The sequence below is a fragment of the Mesorhizobium sp. WSM4836 genome, from assembly GCF_055811815.1.
This window is the reverse complement of sequence record NZ_JBVVQF010000013.1, coordinates 20220-40962: the sequence shown is the minus strand read 5'-3', so window position 1 is coordinate 40962 and position 20743 is coordinate 20220. Positions and strand designations below refer to the sequence as shown.

Here is a 20743-nt window from a genome sequence, read left to right as displayed (position 1 = left end):
GACTGGGATGTAACAAGCCCTCTCAGGGCTATGTTCACATCGCGTTTCAGTCGATGCAAGCGGAAATCGGCATCAACTTTGCCGGCGTAAAAATGACGGCGGCTTGAAGCCGCCGTCCTTGCAAAGTCAATTCGGAATCAAATTTTTAGGTGCGCCTGGTAAGCACAAAATTCTGCCCGCTCGCGCTGGTGCAATTGAGCTGGCTGGTGGAGACCATCAAGCAGTTGAAGCTGATCGGCGTCTGGCGGATCAGCGAAGTGCCATGGATCTCGACCGAGGTGCCGCCGGTCATGGTGTAGCTGCCATCGGCAAGCTTCTGGCCGGTGTCGGTTGCGACGGTCGCGAAGCTGCCGGCCTTGAAGGTGGACAAGCCGGTGCCCTGCGCGTCGATCCAGGAGCCTTCGACCCCTTTGGCGGTGATCACCGGCGGCTCACCCGGGCCGGTGGTGGTGCAGGCCGCCAATGTGACGGCAGCGGCCGCGGCAACGCCAGCCGAAAGCAGTCTTTGCGCAATCGTCATCATCAAGATCCTCTCCTCTCGCATCGACCGAAAATCGATCCGATTTTCGGAAAGCACGATGCGCACATTCAAAGTGCTAGAGCGTACTTTGTGTGTCCAAATGGACGCACGTCGCTCTAGGCCGCGCCTCTTCAATCGCTCCATTTCCGCGCGATTGCAAGCTGGCGGAGTGTCGAGGCAACACTGCTATCGAACGAGGATGTTGCGGAATTGCCACGGGTCTTTGGTGTCGAGGTCCTCGGGAAACAGACCAGGCCGATTGTCGAGCGGTGTCCAGTCCGTATAATAGCTCCTGACCGGCCCCAGATATGGGTTCTGCACGTCGAGGCAGCGCTTGTAATCTATCTCGTCGGCTTCGACGATGCCGGCCTGCGGGTTTTCCAGCGCCCAGACCATGCCGGCCAGCACCGCCGACGTGACCTGCATGCCGGTGGCGTTCTGGTAGGGCGCCAGCTTGCGCGCCTCGGCCAGCGACAGCTGCGAGCCGTACCAGTAGGCGTTCTTGGCGTGGCCGTAGAGCAGCACGCCGAGTTCGTCGATGCCATCGACCAGTTCGTTTTCGTCGAGCACGTGATGCACGGCCTGAGCCTCGCCGGCGGCACCGAACATCTCGTGCAGCGACAGCACGGCGTCGTTGCAGGGATGATAGGCGTAATGGCAGGTCGGCCGGTACTGCACCTTGCCCTTCTTGCCGTGCAAGGTGAAGAAATCGGCAATCGAAATCGCCTCGTTATGCGTCACCAGGAAGCCGTATTGCGGACCGGGCGTCGGGCACCATGTGCGCACGCGCGTGTTGGCGCCGGGCTGCTCCAGAAAGATCGCGGCCTTCGAGCCGTTCTTGTGCTTCTTAGCGTTCTTCGGCATCCACGTCTCATGCGTGCCCCAACCGAGTTCGGCCGGCTGCAGCCCTTCCGAAATGAAGCCTTCGACCGACCAGGTGTTCCAGAACACGTTCATCGGCTTGGGTTTCTTGGTGCGCTGGGTGTCGCGCTCGGCGATATGGATGCCCTTGACGCCGGCCTTCTTCATCAGCCTGGCCCAGCCTTCGCGATCATTCTGCGCGGGCTCCGAGAAATCGAGGCCAAGATCTGTCGCGAGGTTGACCAGCGCCTGCTTGACGAACCACGAGACCATGCCCGGATTGGCGCCGCAGCATGAGATCGCCGTGGTCCCGCCCGGGTTCTTCGCGATTTCGGTACGCACCGTCTCGCGCAGCGCATAATTGGTGCGTGAGGCGTTGTCGGCCTTTTCGTCGAAATAAAAGCCGAGCCAGGGTTCGACCACCGTGTCGATATAGAGGACGCCAAGCTTGCGGCAGAGCTTCATCAGCTCGAGCGAGGAAGTGTCGACCGACAGGTTGACGCAAAAACCCTGGCCGCCGCCATTGGTCAAAAGCGGCGTCAGCAGCTTCTTGTAGTTCATTTTGGTCACCGCATCCTGCATGAAGGTGATGCCGCGCTCGTCGAGCAATTTGCGGTCGGTGTCGAGCGGGTCGATGACCGTCATGCGCGACTTGTCGAATTTGAAATGGCGCTCGATCAGCGGCAGCGTTCCCCGCCCGATCGAGCCGAAGCCGATCATCACGACAGGGCCGGTGATCTCACCGTAAACGGGCCAGTTTTCATTCGCCATTTATCGATTACTCCCTCAAAAAACGCTTCGGAACAGCGGCTTGGCCGCGGCGCGACAAACCATAGATCATTGTGACAATAAAGCGAAAAGCGGACGGCCGGCCTCACGCCGCGCCATCCCGGCTATGGCTCGACCAGTCTTGCGAATTCAGGCTTGAAGAGGGCACGTGCCTCGGAGACCGGCAGTTCCAGCAGATCGTCGGCGCAGGCCTGGATGGCATGCGGCAGGGTCTGGAGCCCGAAAACCAGAACCTGCTTGTCGCCCTCACGCCAGAGGCTGACCGCCAGATATTCGCCGATGAGATCGTCCATGCCGCATTCGGCTTCGTGATCGATGTCGGTCTGATCGGTCGGTTTCTTGCGCCGCTGCTCGACCAAGGAGGCTAGGGAAGGACCTGGCTTGCCATCCACCGTATCCGAGAAAATGTCCTGGAGGCCAAGCAGGACGCCGCGCCGCACATCCATGATGTAGGCGTCCGAATAGTTGGTCGGATGCGCTCCGCCGCAGAAGATGCTGCCGGACTCCCGCCAGCTCATCAGCCGCGGCGTCAGCGAGCTCACTTCGAATGTGCTGTCCTCATAGCCGCCGAGCGTGCCATCGTTCACACCGGCAATCGGCCCGCCTTCGTTGAAACCGGCATATTGCGCCGCCACGCAGCCCAGTGCGCCGATGTTTGCGCGCCAGTGCCTGTCTTGCAGCAGAGCATTCGCGGCCTCGACCGAAACGTTGCCGGACAGTTCGACGATGCGCGGCGTGGCGAATTTGGTGCGGGGGTCGACGACATAGCGGTAGGTTGCGTCCGGCCAGCCAGTCGCCTTGCCGTTATCGAGCTGAGTGTCCATCCGCAGATAGTCATAGGGGGACGTTTCCATGGTGATCGGCGTGTCATTGCCGAAGAACTCCATGAAGCTGAAATCGTAGAGATCGAGCGGGGTGCCAGGCTCGTTCCCGGTCACCTGCCGACTTGCGACCCGTTCCAATCTGAGCGGCAGCGCCCTCTTTCCGTTCCAGCTGCCTTCAAGTGTCTTGCCGTTACTGGATAAGGCCAGGCGCCACACGGCGGCGATCGGCGCGGCCTTTCCGCCATCGCAATTATCGGCGCCGCATGCCTCCTCCTCGGCCAGTTCGAACTTGCTGCCCTTCTGCGACCTGGCTTGCAGCGGGATGTCGACGCCCTTCGAGCGGTAGAAGTAGCGGCCGGCCAGCGGGCCGTCGCCGGCCGCGGGGTCGCCGGTGAATTCGACGACGATATCGCTTTTTCCAAGCTTGCCGGCATAAGTCACCGGCTCCGCTTCGGCTGCTGTCGACAGTGCCAGGATCGCGGCCATGAACGTGACCGGCCTGCTAAGATGCTGGATCATTGTTCCCCCAAGCCATGATTTTCAGTCGTTCCGTCAGCCGGTCACGGTCGGCGGTCATCCCCTTATAGTCGAGCTGTGCCTCGTCCAGCGCCAGAAGTTGTTCGGCCAAGGATGCTGCGAGCGGCGTGTGGTCGGGGTGGCGCTCCAGCACGGCGAGCGGGTCGAGATGGATGCGGATGGTGAAGAGTATGTCGCCCGAGACGGGGAGCTTTCTCAGCGTCTGCCGTTCGACGCGGATAAAGGCATGGGCGTCGATGTCGCCGTCCGGGAATCTCGACGGGCGACTGCTGGCGCGGTCGATTCGTTCGAGGTTGGAGAGCGGATGGTAGAGCGCGTCGCCCGCCTGGATCGACCAGTTGTAGCGCTCGACGGCTTGGCCCTGGAGGCCGTCGAACATGCGGTTGATGAGATCGGCCGGGCGTGTGCCCGGACCGAAACCCGGTACCGGCGCGTGGATCTGCTGCAGCGGCTTGCCGAATTTTTCGGTCAGCGACCATGACGACGGGAAGCAGAGCGAGCCGGCCGCCAGACGCCAGCCGCTCTCGTCGCGGCGCATCAGGATCAAATCCTCCTGGACGAGCAACGAGGCCGCCACAAGCGGCGCATCGCTGAAAGGAGCTGAGGTGCCTGAGCCCTCGAGATTGTCGGTGCCGCCGATCACCTCGATCCCGTCGGCGGTACGCCTGTGGCTCTCAGGAAAGTTCGCCGCCAAATGCGCACCGAGCAGATCGAGCACTTCGCGCTGTGCGTCGCGCGTGGCTTGCTCCTCGACAAAAACCTTGTCGGGAATTTCCGCATAAAGCCGGCGTTTCTCGGCAAGATAGGGCAGCAGATACTCGTCGACCTCGATCCATCTATCGAGATTGAGCGGCTTCAGCCCGATGGTGAACAGTTTCGACGAGCCGTCATAGGGTGTGTGGGTCGGTGGGCGGAAACTCATGCTTCTTTGTAGGCTGCCAGCGCGGCAGCGGCCATTCTCGCGGCGAATTCGGTGATTTCGTAATCGGCGACGCCTGCCTTGGCGAAGGGATCGTCCGCCAGTCTGGCGTCGAGCACCTCGCGTGGACCGTGCGCGATGATGATGCCGCCGGTCCTCGGCCGCTTCGGCCCGGAGGCGACAAAAATTCCTTCCGCGTAGCAGGCCTTCAGCCATTCAATATGCGCTTGCTGCAGGCGGTCGATCTCGGTCAGTGGCACCTTGTAGTTCAGCGAAACCACGAACATTGTTTTCTCCCGATGCTTCAGCCCAGCTGCGCCGGAATCAATCCGCGCAGTGAATTGCCGACGAACAGCGTCTTGGCAGATTTCAGTTCGTTCCACGTGTAGACCGCTTCACCGGCGCGGCCTTGATCCAGCAGTTCGCCGCGCAGGACGCCAGGCAGCAGGCCGCAATCGAGCCGCGGCGTGGCCAGCACGCCGTCGCCGAAATCGGCAAAGACATTGGTGATCGTGCCCTCGCAGATTTCGCCGCGCTCATTGGCGAGCAGCACCTCGTCAGCCCGGCCGGCGAGATATTCGGCGCGGGCGCGCGTATAGGTTTGTCGGCGGCTGGTCTTGTGGCGCAGCAGCATGTCGCTCGAATCAAGGCCCACCCGCGCCAGCCGCAGTGTCCAGACCTTGTCTGCGGCGAGCGGCTCGTAGGGCTGCGCCGAAACCGCGACTTCGCCATTGCGCGACAGGGCGAGGCGGGTGCGCAACGCGATCTGTTGGTGGCCAACCGCCTTCATCAGCGCTTCGCCGACCCTTTGCGGATCGCAGGCGAAACCGAGTTCGCTTGCCGAGCCGTAAAGCCGCGCGAGATGGCGGTCGAAACGGAGGAAACCCGAGCCGGGTTCCCAGCGCATTGTTTCGATCAATTCGAAATCGGCAGTGTTCCCGTCGCGAAACGGGCTTTCAGCAGACACTCCTGGTACTCCTCTTCGGCTGTCGAATCGAAGACGACGCCACCGCCGACATTGTAGACCGCCTCGCCATTGGCAAAGAGCGAGATGGTGCGTATCGCCACCGAAAAGCGCATCCGGCCGCCGGGCGCGATCCAGCCTATGGCGCCGCAATAGACATCGCGCGGCCCACCTTCCAGCTCGCGCAGAATTTCCATGGCGCGGATCTTCGGCGCGCCGGTGATCGAGCCGCAGGGGAACAGCGCGGCGAAAATCTGGCGGATGGTAAGGCCGGGCAAAAGTTTTGCCCGCACGCGGCTCACCATCTGGTGGACGGTCGGGTAGCTCTCGATGCGGAAAAGCTCCGGCACATCCAGCGTGCCAACCTCGCTGATCAGTGAAATGTCGTTGCGCAGGAGATCGACGATCATCCGGTTCTCGGCCTGGTTCTTCTCGTCATTGCGCAAGAACGCTTTCAGGCGATCATCCTCGGCTTTTGTTGCTCCGCGCGGCGCGGTGCCCTTCATCGGATGCGTCTCGATCCTGCCTTCCGCGTCGACCTCGAAGAACAGTTCCGGCGACCGCGACAAGACGATCGGATCGCCGAGCGCGACCAGCGCCCCGTACTTTACCGGCTGGCGTTCGGTCAGCGCATTGAAGGCGGCCAGCGGATCGCCCGACCATTGCGCGTGGACCGGAAAGGTCAGATTGCCCTGGTAGCAGTCGCCCTTGCGGATGTGGTCATGCAGCGTGGCAAAGCGTTTGGCGTAATCGTCCGAGGACCATGCTGCCTTGGCGTCGAAGATTGGGCCGTTGCTAGCTGGCGGATCGCCTGGCGCGACCGTCTCTTCGACAGGCGCGTCGAACACGCCGAGGCAGAAAAGCGGGGCGCGGCGGCCGGCCGGCAGCAGCGGAACGAGCTTGGCTTCGAGCAGGTAGCCGGCCTCGTAGGAGAAATAGCCGGCCAGCCATTTGCCGCCGTCATGCGCGGCCTGCGCGGCTTCCAGGGCCGGCAAAAAATCCGCCTCGCCATGCGCCGAGATGATCTCGGCCGGCCGGTTGAAAACGAGCTGACGCGCGGTCTCGTCGTTCCGGAAAATTGCAAAGGGCAGGGGCAGGGGCATAAGGCTCGGATGCTGCGGTCACCAGCGATCGATCTATATGGGGGCTCGACCGTGCGCAATCGAGGGAACGGCATCTCACGACGCAAAGGCGCGGCGAAAACAAAGGCGGCGCCGAGGGCGCCGCCCTGTTCCAGATGCCGCCTTGCGGTGGATCAGGTGTTGCTGGCTTCTCCCGCGGTCGGGAAGCGGCGCGCAAATTCCTTTTCGTCGCCGGCGGCAAGCAGTTTCGCCTGCTCGATCCAGCGTTCACGTTCGATGCGGCCGTCGAAATTCAACGTCGCCTCGATCCGCCTGACGTCGTCGGGCGTCCAGGCGGCGATCTGGGCATAGGTCGTGACCCCAAGCCCCTTGAGCAGCCGCTCGTTGGTCGGGCCGATGCCGATCAGGCGATGCAGATCGTTGGCCTTGCCTGGGGCAGTGGCTGTTGCGTTTCCGGTCGCGGCTTTCTTTGCAGCCGGTGCGGCCTTGCTTGCCGCCGGCGCGGTCCTGGGCGTGGCGCTCGCTTTCGATGCAGGCGGTTTTGGCGTTGCTGTTGTGGCGGCACTTGCGCGTGGCACGGTCACGGCCTTCGCCGTTGCGGATTTCTTCGGCCCCGGTTTGGCTGGAACGGATGTCGACATCAGGGTTGACGGCGCCTGCATCGCCGCCTTGGTCGCGCCGGTCTTGGCGGCTGGTGCCTTCGCGGTTGGCGCCTTCGCGGTTGGCGCTTGGGCGGCTGGCACCTCGCCCAGCCGGCGTTCGAGATCGGCGCGGGCGCGCCCGCATGCATCCAACTCACCGGTCAGACGATCGCTATCGGCGCGCAATCTGTCACGTTCGCTTCGCGTGCGGTCGAGATCGCCGCGCAAACTGTCGAGCTCGCCACGCAGGCGTCCCCAAATGAACCAGCCAACCAACACACCTACCAGGAACGCCAGGAGCATGTAGAAAAAAGTGCCCATTGTCTTTCTCCCTCCAGTCCGATCCGTCCGCCCTGGCCTGGAGCCATGACCTCGGCGAAGGACCATTCGATGGTGGTTCCGCAATTTGCAGAACAGCCGGCTTCGATCGAGCTGTCGGCAACCGGTTTGCCCCTGGCCAACAACCGTTGTCGCATCCGCCGACACGCCATGACCGGTCGGGAATTTCCGACTGGTCCCATTCGTGCCCGGCTGAGCTTGAGGGCGGACGCTATCATACAGCTTACGGGAATCTAACGGAAAACTTCCATGGAAAGTTATTTAAGAACAAATATCCAAGACAAGAATAGAACCATCGCCAATATGCATTGCAGCTAAACTGTTCTAAAAAACCGGTCATCCGGTGTTGCGCATCACCCAGTGTTGCACATCAATTGTCCAGTGCTTCCAGCTCGTCGATCAGTCCGCTGATCACGCCAAGCCCGATCTGCCAGAAGGCAGGGTCGGCCGCGTCGAGGCCGAACGGCGCCAGAAGCTCGGAATGATGCTTGGTGCCGCCGGCGCGCAGCATGGCAAAATATTTGTCCTGAAAGCCGCGCTCGGCATTCTGGTAGACCGCGTAGAGCGAGTTCACCAGACAATCGCCGAATGCATAGGCATAGACGTAGAAAGGCGAGTGGATGAAGTGCGGGATATAGGTCCAGAAAACCTCGTACCCCTCGCGCAGCTTGATCGCCGGCCCGAGGCTTTCCGCCTGCACTTCCAGCCAGAACTGGCCAAGCTTGTCGGAGGTCAATTCGCCGCTCTTGCGCTCGGCATGCACCTTGCGCTCGAACTCGTAGAAGGCGATCTGGCGCACGACCGTGTTGATCATGTCCTCGACCTTCTGGGCGAGCATGGCCTTGCGTTCGCGCTTGTCGGTGGTCTGCTCGAGCAGCGAGCGGAAGGTCAGCATCTCGCCGAATACCGATGCGGTTTCGGCCAGCGTCAGCGGCGTCGACGCCATCAAGGCACCCTGGCCGCCGGCCAGCACCTGGTGCACGCCGTGGCCGAGCTCGTGCGCCAGCGTCATCACGTCGCGCGGCTTGCCCATGTAATTGAGCAGCACATAGGGGTGTGCCGAAGGCACGGTCGGATGGGCGAAAGCACCAGGCGACTTGCCGGGTCTCACCGGTGCGTCGATCCAGTTGCGGTCGAAGAAAGTTCTGGCGATCTCCGCCATGTCAGGCGAAAAGCGCTGGTAGGCGGAAAGCACGGTGTTCTTGGCCTCGTCCCAGCCGATGACCGCCTGCGGGCTTTCCGGCAGGGGCGCATTGCGGTCCCAATGGTTCATCACCTCCATGCCGAGCCAGCGCGCCTTCATCGCGTAATAGCGATGCGACAGGCGCGGATAGGCGTCGCGAACCGCGGCGGCGAGTGCATCCACCACGCTGCGTTCGACGCGGTTGGCGAGATGGCGGGAATCGGCAATGTCCTCGAAGCCGCGCCAGCGATCGGAGATCTCCTTGTCCTTGGCCAGCGTGTTGGTGACCAGCGTGAAGACGCGCAAATTCTTGCGGAAAGTTGCGGCCAGCGCCTCGGACGCCCGGCGGCGCACCTCGCCATCGGCGTCCTGCAGGCGATTGAGCGCCGGCTCCAGCGTCAGCTCCTCGCCGTCGACGTCGAAGCGCAAATCGGTCATTGTCTCGTCGAACAGGCGGTTCCAGGCTCCGCGCCCGGTGATCGATTTTTCATGGAAGAGCTGCTCGATGCGGTCTTCGAGCTGGTAGGGCTTGTCCTTGCGCAGATCGAGCACCCAGGGCCGGTAGTGGGCGAAGACCGGATCGGCGGCGAGTGCGGTTTCGATCGCGCCATCGTCGATGAGGTTCAGCTCGAGCGCGAAAAACAGCAGGTGCGCGCTGGCATCGGTCATCTTTTCCTGGATGTCGCCATAGAGCTTGGCGCGCTGCGGATCCGACGTGTTGCCGGCATAGACAAGCCCGCCATAGGAGACGATCCGGCCGATCAGCTCCTCCAGCGCTTCATAGGCCTGGAGCGCCTCGCCCAGCCTGCCGGCGCTGCCACGCCCGGCCTCGGCGGCGAGCGTGCCCTTCCAGCGGCTCTCGAAGCCGATGGCATCGGCGGCGGCCTGGACGATGTCGCGCTTCAACTCGGGCGCTTCCATGCCGGAATAGAGATCGGCCAGATTCCATTCCGGCAGGTCGCCAAGCTCCGCTACGCCCTGACCGGGCGCTGTCGCCAGCTTTCGAGCAAAAACCATGCGCATTGCCGATCCTTCCAGATACGAAATTCAGGGAAACGAGAAGCCGGTCAAATCCTAAGGAATTCATTCACCGGGTTTTTTGAAAGCTTATTTAGAACCCTGTGCCAAGATGATCCATAGGGCGCATTCTCGGGCGGGCACGGGCGGATCAGTCATGGCAGCTTCCATACTCATAGTCGATGACGATCCCGTGCAGCGCCGGCTGCTCGAGGCGGCGGTGACGAAATTCGGCCACACCGCGATCGTCGCCGATGGCGGCGAGGCCGGTCTCGATCTCGTCGACGGGCCCAATGCGCGCGACATCTCGGTGGTCATCCTCGACCTGATGATGCCGGGCCTCGACGGCATCGGCGTGCTGAAGGCGATGCGCGAGCGCGGCATCCACATACCCGTCATCGTGCAGACCGCGCAGGGCGGCATCGAAACCGTCGTTTCGGCAATGCGTCAGGGCGCCTTCGACTTCGTCGTCAAGCCGGCCTCTCCCGACAGGCTGCAGGCGTCGATCGGCAACGCCCTCAAGGTCGAGGCGCTCGAAGGCGAAGTGAAGCGCTCGTCACGGCAGCGCGGCGGCCATCTGACCTTCAAGGACATGATCACCCACAGTCCGGCGATGGATCGGGTGATCCGGCTCGGCCGCAAGGCGGCGGCGTCCAACATTCCGATCCTGATCGAAGGTGAATCCGGCGTCGGCAAGGAACTGGTGGCGCGCGCCATCCAGGGCAGCGGCGACCGCCGGTCGAAACCCTTCGTCACCGTCAATTGCGGCGCCATCCCCGACAATCTGGTCGAATCGATCCTGTTCGGTCACGAGAAGGGTTCGTTCACCGGCGCCACCGAAAAACATACCGGCAAGTTCGTCGAAGCGCATTCCGGCACGCTGTTCCTTGATGAAATCGGCGACCTGCCGCTCGACGTGCAGGTCAAGCTGTTGCGCGCCGTGCAGGACGGCGAGGTCGATCCGGTCGGCGGGCGCTCGACCGTCAGGGTCGACATCAGGCTGATCTCGGCAACCCATCGCAACCTGCTGCAGCAGGTCAAGGACGGCAAGTTCCGCGAGGATCTGTTCTACCGGCTGAACGTCTATCCGATCTTCGTGCCGCCATTGCGCGACCGTCGCGACGACATCCCCTATTTGGTCGAGCACTTCATGGAGAAGGTGGCGCCCGCCGATCCGCGCCGCCGCCTGCGAGGCATCTCGGCTGCGGCGCTTGCTATGCTGCAGGCCTATGACTGGCCGGGCAACATAAGGCAGCTCGAAAACGCCGTCTTCCGGGCTTCGGTGCTCGCCGACGGCGACATGCTGACCGAAGAAGAATTCCCGCAGATCCGGGCGCAGGTCGAGGGCACGGTCAATCTCGATGCGCGTATCGCCTTGCCAGCTTCCGGGTTGCCAGCTTCCGGATTGCCAAGTTCGGGATTGCCTTCGGGCAGCCAGCGACGCGACAGCATACCGGCCGCTAGCGGCATCGCAGCCGCCGACCCCGATGCACCGGCCAGGCCTCGCTTCGGTACGCTGCGAGCGCTCGACGATCGCGGCAATGTGCGTGCGCTGGCCGACGTCGAACTCGAAATGATCAAGCTCGCCATCGACCACTACAACGGCCAGATGAGCGAGGTCGCCCGCCGTCTCGGCATCGGCCGGTCGACGCTCTACCGCAAGCTCAAGGAGTACGGCATCGACCCGGAAACCGGCCGCGTCGAACGGCTCGCTTCCTGAGTCACAGGGCCAAGCCGGTTCTCATCCGGACATCATTCCACGCAACTGCGCCTCGAAATGAGGTGTTCGCCACAGTGTTCACGTATTAAGGCGGATAGTAACAGATCGTGTTTCGAGCTGGCGCCAAAACATGATCTAAACCAGCGGTTTACCAAGATATCCTGCGCAATATTTTTGGCGGGATATCGCCACGGTGTTACCGCATTTCGGCTTCAATAAGCGATGATTAACCATTAGGATCGATATTCGGATGTACATCCAACGCATCCGTTTGGTCAAATCCGGGGACAAAACGGCAGCCTGCAAGGCCTTTTGATTTGAACAGAATCGAACGACACAAAAACGGGCGGCATTATCACATGAGCGTCTGGCCGAGATGGCTGGCAGCGGTGATTGTTGCCGTCGGGTTCCTTGCAGCGACGGCAACCGGCGCCAGCGCCGAGACACGTTCGCTGAAGCTCTATCATCTCCACACGCATGAAAAGGCGGAGATCGTCTACAAGCGCAATGGCCGCTACGACCAGGCGGGTTTGCGAAAGATCAACATCATCCTGCGCGACTGGCGTCGCAACGAGCCGACCAAGATGGATCCGCGCCTGCTGGACCTGGTCTGGGAAGCGTATCGAGAGAGCGGCGCCACCGACTACATCCAGGTCGTCTGCGGCTATCGTTCGCCGGCCACGAATTCGATGCTGCGCAGCCGCAGCAGGGGCGTCGCCGAGAAGAGCCAGCACATGCTTGGCAGGGCGATGGATTTCTACATTCCAGGCGTGCCGCTGAAGAAGCTGCGCGACATCGGCCTCAGGATGCAGGGCGGCGGCGTCGGCTACTATCCCAGTTCCGGCTCGCCCTTCGTGCACATGGATGTCGGCAATGTGCGCCACTGGCCCGGCATCAGCCGCCAGGAGCTGGTGCGCGTGTTCCCCAACGGCAAGACGCTGCACGTGCCGAGCGACGGCAAGCCGTTGCCCGGCTACGAACAGGCGCTCGCCTCCTACAAGGCCCGCAAGGGCGCCGGCGCTCCGGCCATCGAACTGGCCAGCGCAAGCGGCGGTGGCAAAAAATCCCGCGGGTTCCTGGCAGCCTTCTTCGGCGGCGGCGACGACGAGGCGGACGACAGCGCCGATGTGGCGATGGCCGAGCCAGCGCCAAAGCCCCGTAACATGAAGCCGGCGCCGTCCGCCAAGAGCAGCAATCTGCCTGGCATTGCCATTGTGGCGCCTCAGGACGCCAAGCGCGCCGAGATTCCGGAAGTCGCCGATGCTCCGGCGCCTGCGCCTGAACCGGAGAACGACACGCCGGAGACGATCATCGCGGCATTGCCGGCGCGCAGCATTCCGCTGCCGGATTTTGCTCCGCGCCCGAAGACCGACGTCGGCACCCAGCCGCCTGAAAACGTTCCGTTCGGCGTGGCGGATGCGGCTAAATCGACCGAACAGGCGGTGGCGACCGCGCAAGCGCCGGCAAGCGTGGCGCCGACAAGCGTGGCGCCGGCCAGTGTGGCGCCGGCAAATGTTCCGTTCGGCATGGCAGACCCGTCTGCTGCAGCCGGCCCGGTGCAGGTCGCGGCTAACAACGTTCCCGTGCCGAGCTGGCGGCCCGATCATTCGCTGCCGGCCGATCTTTCGCCGGCTAGTCTTGCGCCGCAGGACAAGCAAGTGTTGCTGGCGCTGGCAAGTGCAGCCGAGCGGAGCAACACCGCCACCGACGCGTTCTCGGTGTTGCCGTCGGCACGGCCCGACACTTCGCAGCCCGACGAGGTCAAGGCCGTTCTGGAACGGGTCAGCGCGACCGACGAATACAAGGTCGCTTCGCTTTCCGAGCAAGCATCGGTGTTCGAGGAACCGGCGAGCGACGACGGCGCATCGAGCGACGGGGCATCGCCGCGCGACGCCATCGTTGCCCGCCCGGCCGGCTCCGATCCGGTTGCCGTCATCGGTGCCGGCGTGAAGACCACACGCAAGGAACCCAGGGCCACCACCCGCGACCTGAAACCCGGCCCCAAGCCGGTGGTGGTCGCCGCCGCGCCGCAGTCCGCCCGTTGGGCGCTGCACAGCGGCGAGTATGTCGCAACCGTTTCGGAGGCGACAACGGCGCCGCGCTACGCCTACGACTTCGTCCGTACGGCACCGAGCGAGGTTTATACCGTGGGCTTCCAGCCGGGCAACGAAATGGCCGACGCCAACCGGTTCACCGGCAAGGCCGTCAAGTTCATGTCGGTGGCCCGCTTCAAGACCGAGTAGGCTGCGCTGTCACCCCGCGCGGCCTCCACCGCCGGCACTGGCTTCCTTCGTCCCGGGATGCTAACCACTGGTCAGCATTCTCCCGCTTCGTCTAATGGTAGGACAGCGCCCTTTGAAGGCGTGAATCGTGGTTCGAGCCCATGAGCGGGAACCAACAATGTCAAATACTTACCTATTTTCTCGTCGAAATGTCCAATATTTGGCCAATGAGGCCACTTAGGGGGCCTATGAAGTCATCGCCGAGAATGGCGATCGTCAAGCCGGGCTGTGGAACTTTTTCGCCGTGAGCAACAAACCGGCCGCCTTAGAGCCCATCCAGCCGCGCGATCGAGGCCCGATCCTCGGCCATGCCTGCGAGCATCGTGGCTGCGGCCAGGATGCCGGCTGGAGCTTTGCGCGGCCACGCTCTGCGTCGCACTGGTTCTGCTTCGAGCATCCCGGCGAGGGTGAGCGCCACCTATGATCCAGGAACCGAAACACCAGGTCGACTATGCCGACCGCGCGCTGGAATGCCAGAAGGGCAATGGAGCCCGGCTTCCAGGCGATCTTCGATTGCAGAAATCGGCTGGACGCGCGGCGAGTGATGCGCTCGCTGCCGACACGTGACGCAGAAGGAAAACGCCAAGGTCGAGGCACGATGGGCGATTGCTCGGGCAATGCTGCGCGCCCGCCGGCAATTTTTCCTTGCGCTTCGACACCATGCTTTCCAGCCCGGCCTGGTCGACCAGGTAAAAGATCGCCTTCGCCTCGCCCGGCGGTGGCTGGCTGAACTGGATGCGGATATTGGGCGGGATCAACTCGGCCAGGATCGCGCCGGTCCTCCAGAGGCATGTCGCGGAGGTCATGGCCGTTCAGGTGCAGGAGATCGAAGGCGAAGTAGAGATCATGCTGGCGCCGCGTTATGGCCCGCCGTAGCTCGCCGAAGTCAGCACGATGATCTCGCCGTCGATGATCGCGCTTCCACGTCAAGGTCGGCGGCAGCTTTGGCCAGGTCACGGTATTTCGCTGTCACACGGCCAAACTGTCAGATGACTATGCAATGCGAACGTCTGCCATCAGAAGGGCCAGATCAGGATTAAGATCGATAGGCCGACTGTGGCAACTCGCAAGATGGGACGATCCGGTGCCCCGCAAGAGGAAGCACCCGCCCGAAGAGGAATATACGCATCTCGCCATCAAAGTGGCGCACTGCGAAGCGAGCGTCGAAACTCGCATCGAACCTGAGATCTATCATCCTCAGTATGCTTGGGATTTGGATGATGACGCGCCTCTGTACCGGATTACAACCCGACTGACATTGGTCGGCGTCGCGAATTACCCAGAAGGACGGGCGGGCGAAGCTTATGAATTGACGATCTATGGATCGAATTCGGATTCCCGGCGCATTAAGGCCACGGTCGGATGTTCAGGCGCACGACGAACATGGCTCGCCCAAGTTTCGTTCATACCGCGGCAGGCAGATCCCGATCTACAATCCCCCTCCAGGCCTGGGACTCATCGAGAAGGAACGCGGCGAGCCACGCTGGACAGCGTGGCTTCGGGTGTCGCCGCTTTTTACGAGCGACGCGCTCGCCTTGGTGAACAGCGGACGATCACTCTTCCTGGCGATAGACGAACGCCGGGCCAAACGCGCGCGCTGGATTCAGGGAGTAAGCTTGCAAACAACTGATCCGGCTGACGAATAGCCAAAAAAAGCCGAGGACGCTCTCTCCGCCATTTACAATTGATTTTGTAGGATAATTTGTCACTTTAGAATCCCTGCGGACAAAGTAGCGTACATCCAACAATCGACCCCTTTCGAGAACAGTGGGAATTTTGCCGTCACGCATCACCGACCCTTTCACGATGGTAACACGATTCCCCTTGAGCGCACCATACTTTTCATACATTTTTCAAGTACTTAGTAGAATTACATCGAATATGTCGAATATCCGTCCAATAGACATCTACGATGCCAGCGATTGCAACCGGTAATTTCCTCTGACTCTGAGACGGAATGGGCGGGCTGTATTGATCGGCGGGACGAAACTGTTCGATGAACCTGCCACGCCAACTTCCGCCATCAGAAGGGCTAAATCAGGATCAGGACTGATTGACGGCGACAAATCTCAAGGCGGATGATCCGGTGCCCCGCAGCAGGAAGCACCAGCGAGAGAAGAACACACGAATGTCGCCATCAAAGTGGAACGCTGCGATGCGAGAGTTGAAGCTCGCATTGAACACAGTTTTACCAACCACAGTATGCTTGGGATTTGGATGATGACGCCCCCTGTATCGGTTCACAACGCAGCTGACAGTGGCCGGCGTGGCGACGTATCCAGAAGAACGGGCGGGAATGTTTTTGAATTGACGATCTATGGATCCAATTCGGACTCACGGCGCCTTGGTGCAACGGTCAAGGATGTGCAGGCGCGTGACGAACACGGCTCACCTCAATATCGTCTATACCGCGGCAGGCGAGATCCCGATCTACAATCCACCCTCAGGCATGGGGCTCATTGACAAGGCCCGTGGCGAGCCACGATGGACAGCGTGGCTTCGCGTTTCCCCACACTTTACCAGCGACGCACCCGCCTTGGTGAACAGCGGACGGCCACTGTTCTTGGCGGTACACGAGCGCCGAAGTAACCGCGCGCTGGATCCAGGGAGTGAGTTTGCAAACGGCTGACCTGCCGAAGAATAGCTAAAACCGAAACTGAGGCCGCTCATCGAGCATCAAAGAGAGCCAACCACCTTCCCGGGCTGCGTTCTGACAAACTGCCTCACCGCGATCTTCCAGTCCCTCCAAGTCTCGTATGCCCGTTGAGAATAGATTTCCAGCATACTGAGGGCCGGATGCCTCGCGAATTGCATGTTGCAGACTGCAAGCTTGACGCAAGGGGGCAGGTCCAAGACGGCCGGATCTCACTCCTTCTCGAACCCATGGCTGTCGAATTTCAGCGTGCGGCTGTTTTCCGTCACTGTGCGTACCAACTGGTCGGTCGCGCCGTTAGGCAGCCGGGCCTCGATCTCGATGGTCACCGTAACATCGGCGCCGATTTGGCCAGCCAGATGGGCGATGATCTCGTCGGCGATCCGCCCGGCGTCTCGGCCGGTGCGTGTGGGATCTACCCGCACCGAACCGTGGTAACGCCGTAGCTGCTGGGCAGCCGGCGGGCTCGGCGTCGGATCGGGACCGCCGGGCGTCGGGCGCGGCTCGTCCATGCCACCACCCGGCGTCGACGTCCGTGTGGGCGGGACCTCGGCATCGAGCTGCCGCGCCGCCACCTCCGGCCTGACGAGAAGGCCGGCGCTGTCGGCGGTGATGACGACACCTTGGCCACCACGCAGACCACGATACCGGCCCGCCGCTTCGTCATAGCTTTCGGCATAGGCGAAGGTGTCGGTCCGCCACGTCAGCAGGGCAATGCCATCGCGGATCGACTGGGCAAGGACCTCGGGGCCGGCAACGCGCGGCAGATAGAGGTAGCGAGCAAAGTCGTCGGCGAGTTGCCGGACGGAGACGTGATCGCCGCGCCACAGCGGCACGCCGTCGAGGTGTTTGCGCAGGATCGTTGAGCCGAGCCCGGCCACCAGCAGCTCGTCACCGCGAAGCTTCTTGCTGGCGCGCGCCGCCAGTGCATCGCTTCCGGTGAGCCGCAAGGCCTGCCATGCAACCGGTGCCTGCGGTGTAGGCTGCTCCGGCACGAGGAGCCATTGGTAGGTTTCGGGCAGCCGCGCCGTCACGGCGCCGTCCGCCGCCTGTTTCTGCGTCTCAGCCTGGCGGGCCTGATGCGGGTCGAGGTTGAGCATGTCCTTCTCGGACACGATCGACGACCACGCGACGAATTTGCGCAGCGCCTCGTCGAGATCCTGCAGGCGGACCCTGTCCGCCGCCAGGAACACCAGTGTGTTGCGGTAGAGGCGCGGCGTGTTGCCGCGTAATTCGAGGATCGCCTTCGCGGCGATTTCCGCGGCGCTGCCGCCTTCCTTGCTGTACGAGTGCTCGGCCGGCAGCACCACAAGTCGCGCGTCGAGATCGTCGGGAACATCGGCACCCGACCGTGGCAAGGGGTGTATGCGCGAGAAGTCGCCGCCGCGCTTCAGATCGACCCTTAGGCGCGCGTCCAACTCGGCGGCAATCCTGTCTGGATCACGCTTAAGCTGTTCTGCACGGTCCTCGGCCAGCTTTGTGACGGTTGGTTGTGTCGCATACCAGGAACGGGGACCGTCCTGATAGAGGTATGTGGCATCGCGCGCGAGGCGTCGCAGAGCATCGCTGAAGACTGCGGGCGTCTCGCCCGGCATGACGCAGCCCAGTTTGACACGTCTATCCTCCAGCCCGCGTTGGGCAGCAGCCGTGGTCGGGGCGGAACCGAGATAGATCGTTCGAGCCACGCGCCGAGTTGCGGACAGCTTACCTAGATTGGGAACTTCGTTGTCGATCCTGAGTGGCAACGAATTGGAGCCGTCGACGTCCTTTTCAATGATCGGCACCCAGTGGTCGGAGAGATAGCGCGTGAGCTCGAACTGGACGCGTTGGTCGTCGATCGGAACGGTCGACGGCAGGATCAGCGGGCTGCGGTCGCCCTTCTCCCAGAGGCTGTGGATCACCGCCGCCATCAGCCGCAGCACGCCGCGCGTGCGCTGGAATTTCACGAGCGTTGACCAGTCGGTATAGAGGCGGTCGAAAATCTCCGGGTGGATCGGATAGGCCGCCTGCATGCGCCTCTCGTAGTCGCTGCCCCGGCAGTCCGGCGGAAACTCTGCCGCCTGCGCATGGTAGAGATCGGCGAAGGCGCGCGCGGTGAGATCGCGCTGCTTGAACAGCTCGCCCGCTATCGGCTCGAACAGCCGGCGCCGGACGATCTCAAAACCTTCTTCTGCGGTCGCCGGCCGCCATGACGATTCCACACGCCCGACCACATTGCGGAGCCTGTCCAGCGCCTCGCGGCCCCGGATGCCGCCAACCTCGACGTCGTCTGCCTGGGTATGCGGCGACCCGGCCGTGTCTGAGGCCGGCAGCGAGACGACCAGCAGGCAGTTCTTGGCGAGCTTCGCCGACTCGGTAAGCACCTGGGCAAACGAAAACTGGGTCTCGAACCCTCCCGCCGGCAGGTCGCTTTGATCATGCAGCTGGCGCGCGTAGGCCACCCACTCGTCGACAAGAACAAGGCAGGGACCGTATTGGACGAAGAGCTCGCGCAACACGTCACCAGGGCTCGTGGCTTTCTCATCGTCCTTGGCGATGCGGGCGAAGGCCTGCTTGCCGCCGAGCTGATACGCGAGTTCACCCCACAGCGTATTGACAACCGTGCCGTCGGGCTTGGTGACTGGATTGCCCGGCGAGATCTTGTTGCCTACCAGCACGACGCGCTTTGCCTTGGGGAGCGCCTTCACGCCCGCCTCGGCGAGCACTCCATCGATGCCCGATAGCTCGCTTGCCGCCGCGCCCCCGAACAAGTGGTACAGCGCCAGCATCGAGTGCGTCTTGCCGCCGCCGAAATTGGTCTGGAGTTGCACGACCGGATCGCCGCCCTGGCCGGACAGGCGCTGCACGCCACCGACCAGCAGGCGCTTCAGGCTCTCGGTCAGGAACGTGCGGCGAAAGAACTCGGCCGGCTTGCGATACTCGTCGCTGCCTTCGCCGAGATGCACTTGCCACAGGTCTGCGGCGAACTCCGCTTGCTGATAGCGGCCGCTGGCGACATCGGCGTGCGGCGTCACCACCTCGCGCCAAGGCTTAAGATTGCCAGCCGCCGCCGGCTCGATGAGCGAACCGCCCGCCTTGCGTTTCTCGCCGCGCACCTGCTCGTCGAAGATGAGGCGGCGCAGCTCCATCTTCATCTTGTTGACTTCGTCGGCTTCCGGCGCCGAGACAGCGGCAAGCAGGCGGCTCATCGAGTCAAGCGCCCTGTCGGTGTCGTCGCCGGAAAACGGCTTCTGATGCGCCCAGCTGTTGCGCACGTCGCGCAGTTCCTGCACGAGCGACCGCTCGGCGCGGCCGAGCGTGCGGCCGAAGACGTCGTTCCACGTCTCCCACATCAGCTTCAGAAGGCCGGCTACATCCCATTGCGCAATCGGCCTGCGACCAAGATTAGGATCGTCGGCGAACCGTTGTACGGCATCCATGCCAACGGTACGCAACTTGACGGCTGACTGAATCTCGCGGTCGACGAAGGGCGCTAGGCCTATCCTTAGCAGGTCCATCGCTTTGCCGACACGTTCCTGATTGGTAATTGCCATTGCTCAGCCCCCTATGCTGTCCTCGTCGGCGGCCATTTGCCCAGTCACTGGATCCAGCCCTCAATTGTCCGCACTGTCACGCATACCTCGGCGGCGGATTTTCGCGACTCGGCGTAGTCGTTCGCGTGCACCAGGCAGTTGCGAAGGTCCTCAGCCCGTTTCATGGCCTTCTCGAAGGCCCGTCTACTGCCCATAAATAAATCGCTCTTGCGAATGATGGTCACCTTGTCCGCAAACTGGGTGAACAGCAGGTCGTCGACCCAGTTATCGTCACGTGTGGCTGCTCTTCGCTTGTTGTCGACCTCCTCTTGCCGTTCAGGTGAAAGTCTGGCCTTCCATTTCGTTGAGCCTGCGAACTCGTATCGGATGGCCTCTGCCATCGACATCTCGATATGCGTGATCAATGCGAACAGCGCCACTCTAACGGGGAGCTTCTGCAGGTCGGACAGGCTGACCAGCCCATCAATCCGCGCACCGGACACGACGAGCCGGAACGGCCTCCCATCGGCGCTCGTCACGAAACTTAGGATATCGGCATCGACGCCAATCAGGTTGTCCTCGTGGAGAGGAAGCATTCGGTCTTTGACTCTGCAGCCGTGGATTTCACCCTGAGCCAGGCTCCCAAGGTCTACGAAGCCAACGATGCGCTCCGACCCTGTGTTGGCACCGCCTAGCACCGGGAAGAAGTCGAAGCCTTTCTTGTTCTTACGGACCACATCGGCCAGCATTTCATCGACCCCACACGTATCGAAAAGCTGCCTCGGAGTGGCAACTAGTCGAACGGGCAAACCCGCCTGAAACGCGGTCATCAACTCCGGCGAGGCAATCGAAGGAGCTGCCCATCCGCTTTGGTCCCCTGTGGTCGGACTGTCGTTCATC

General features: G+C 62.4%; 17 protein-coding genes and 1 tRNA gene. 6 read left to right on the top strand and 12 right to left on the bottom strand.

Going from position 1 to position 20743, the window contains the following annotated elements; all coding sequences use genetic code 11:
- Window positions 1–145: 145 nt before the first annotated feature.
- From omp10 to AC0L2P_RS16660, 9 genes are all read right to left on the bottom strand, one after another.
- On the bottom strand, window positions 146–520 hold the full coding sequence (gene omp10, locus AC0L2P_RS16700) for an outer membrane lipoprotein Omp10 (protein ID WP_376706033.1): 375 nt from the start codon (window positions 518–520) through the stop codon (window positions 146–148).
- A 186-nt stretch (window positions 521–706) separates the two neighbouring features.
- The gene (locus tag AC0L2P_RS16695; RefSeq protein WP_473502426.1) at window positions 707–2152 is read right to left on the bottom strand and encodes a homospermidine synthase; all 1446 of its coding nucleotides are present in this window, start codon (window positions 2150–2152) and stop codon (window positions 707–709) included.
- 122 nt (window positions 2153–2274) lie between these two features.
- Window positions 2275–3513 carry a hypothetical protein gene (locus tag AC0L2P_RS16690; protein WP_473502425.1) on the bottom strand — a complete coding sequence of 413 codons (1239 nt, stop codon included), beginning with the start codon at window positions 3511–3513 and terminating at the stop codon, window positions 2275–2277.
- Window positions 3497–4453 (bottom strand): heme-dependent oxidative N-demethylase family protein, encoded by a 957-nt coding sequence (locus tag AC0L2P_RS16685; RefSeq protein WP_473502424.1) that lies wholly within the window; start codon window positions 4451–4453, stop codon window positions 3497–3499. Before AC0L2P_RS16685 ends, AC0L2P_RS16690 begins: the two co-directional genes overlap by 17 nt.
- Window positions 4450–4737: a YciI family protein gene (locus AC0L2P_RS16680; protein ID WP_473502423.1), complete on the bottom strand. Its 288-nt coding sequence runs from the start codon at window positions 4735–4737 to the stop codon at window positions 4450–4452. Before AC0L2P_RS16680 ends, AC0L2P_RS16685 begins: the two co-directional genes overlap by 4 nt.
- A 17-nt stretch (window positions 4738–4754) precedes the next feature.
- Window positions 4755–5417, bottom strand: coding sequence for an aminotransferase class IV family protein (locus tag AC0L2P_RS16675; RefSeq protein WP_473502422.1), 663 nt, complete (start codon window positions 5415–5417; stop codon window positions 4755–4757).
- A complete protein-coding gene (locus AC0L2P_RS16670; RefSeq protein ID WP_473502421.1) occupies window positions 5366–6517 on the bottom strand; it encodes an aminodeoxychorismate synthase component I in 1152 nt (383 codons plus the stop codon). The genes AC0L2P_RS16675 and AC0L2P_RS16670 overlap by 52 nt, the downstream gene beginning before the upstream one ends.
- 152 nt (window positions 6518–6669) lie before the next feature.
- Window positions 6670–7458 carry a proton-conducting membrane transporter gene (locus AC0L2P_RS16665; protein WP_473502420.1) on the bottom strand — a complete coding sequence of 263 codons (789 nt, stop codon included), beginning with the start codon at window positions 7456–7458 and terminating at the stop codon, window positions 6670–6672.
- Window positions 7459–7846: 388 nt separating this feature from the next.
- On the bottom strand, window positions 7847–9682 hold the full coding sequence (locus tag AC0L2P_RS16660; protein ID WP_473502419.1) for a M3 family oligoendopeptidase: 1836 nt from the start codon (window positions 9680–9682) through the stop codon (window positions 7847–7849).
- A gap of 151 nt (window positions 9683–9833) precedes the next feature.
- Between AC0L2P_RS16660 and AC0L2P_RS16655 the strand changes: the two genes are divergently transcribed.
- From AC0L2P_RS16655 to AC0L2P_RS16630, 6 genes are all read left to right on the top strand, one after another.
- Window positions 9834–11396, top strand: coding sequence for a sigma-54-dependent transcriptional regulator (locus AC0L2P_RS16655; RefSeq protein WP_473502418.1), 1563 nt, complete (start codon window positions 9834–9836; stop codon window positions 11394–11396).
- Window positions 11397–11755: 359 nt separating this feature from the next.
- A complete protein-coding gene (mepK, locus tag AC0L2P_RS16650) occupies window positions 11756–13639 on the top strand; it encodes a peptidoglycan L,D-endopeptidase MepK (protein ID WP_473502417.1) in 1884 nt (627 codons plus the stop codon).
- Between the two features lie 80 nt (window positions 13640–13719).
- A tRNA-Gln gene (locus AC0L2P_RS16645) sits at window positions 13720–13793 on the top strand.
- A 129-nt stretch (window positions 13794–13922) separates the two neighbouring features.
- Window positions 13923–14102 carry a hypothetical protein gene (locus tag AC0L2P_RS16640; RefSeq protein ID WP_473502416.1) on the top strand — a complete coding sequence of 60 codons (180 nt, stop codon included), beginning with the start codon at window positions 13923–13925 and terminating at the stop codon, window positions 14100–14102.
- On the top strand, window positions 14099–14245 hold the full coding sequence (locus AC0L2P_RS16635; RefSeq protein ID WP_473502415.1) for a hypothetical protein: 147 nt from the start codon (window positions 14099–14101) through the stop codon (window positions 14243–14245). The genes AC0L2P_RS16640 and AC0L2P_RS16635 overlap by 4 nt, the downstream gene beginning before the upstream one ends.
- 177 nt (window positions 14246–14422) lie before the next feature.
- Window positions 14423–14554 (top strand): hypothetical protein, encoded by a 132-nt coding sequence (locus AC0L2P_RS16630; RefSeq protein WP_473502414.1) that lies wholly within the window; start codon window positions 14423–14425, stop codon window positions 14552–14554.
- Window positions 14555–15231: 677 nt separating this feature from the next.
- On the opposite strand, the gene AC0L2P_RS16625 is transcribed toward AC0L2P_RS16630, so the two are convergent.
- The 3 genes from AC0L2P_RS16625 to AC0L2P_RS16615 form a co-directional block, all read right to left on the bottom strand.
- Window positions 15232–15528 (bottom strand): hypothetical protein, encoded by a 297-nt coding sequence (locus tag AC0L2P_RS16625; RefSeq protein ID WP_473502413.1) that lies wholly within the window; start codon window positions 15526–15528, stop codon window positions 15232–15234.
- Between the two features lie 1015 nt (window positions 15529–16543).
- A complete protein-coding gene (locus tag AC0L2P_RS16620) occupies window positions 16544–19864 on the bottom strand; it encodes a Swt1 family HEPN domain-containing protein (RefSeq protein WP_473502412.1) in 3321 nt (1106 codons plus the stop codon).
- Window positions 19865–19908: 44 nt separating this feature from the next.
- Window positions 19909–20742: a hypothetical protein gene (locus tag AC0L2P_RS16615; protein WP_473502411.1), complete on the bottom strand. Its 834-nt coding sequence runs from the start codon at window positions 20740–20742 to the stop codon at window positions 19909–19911.
- Between the last annotated feature and the right edge of the window lies 1 nt (window position 20743).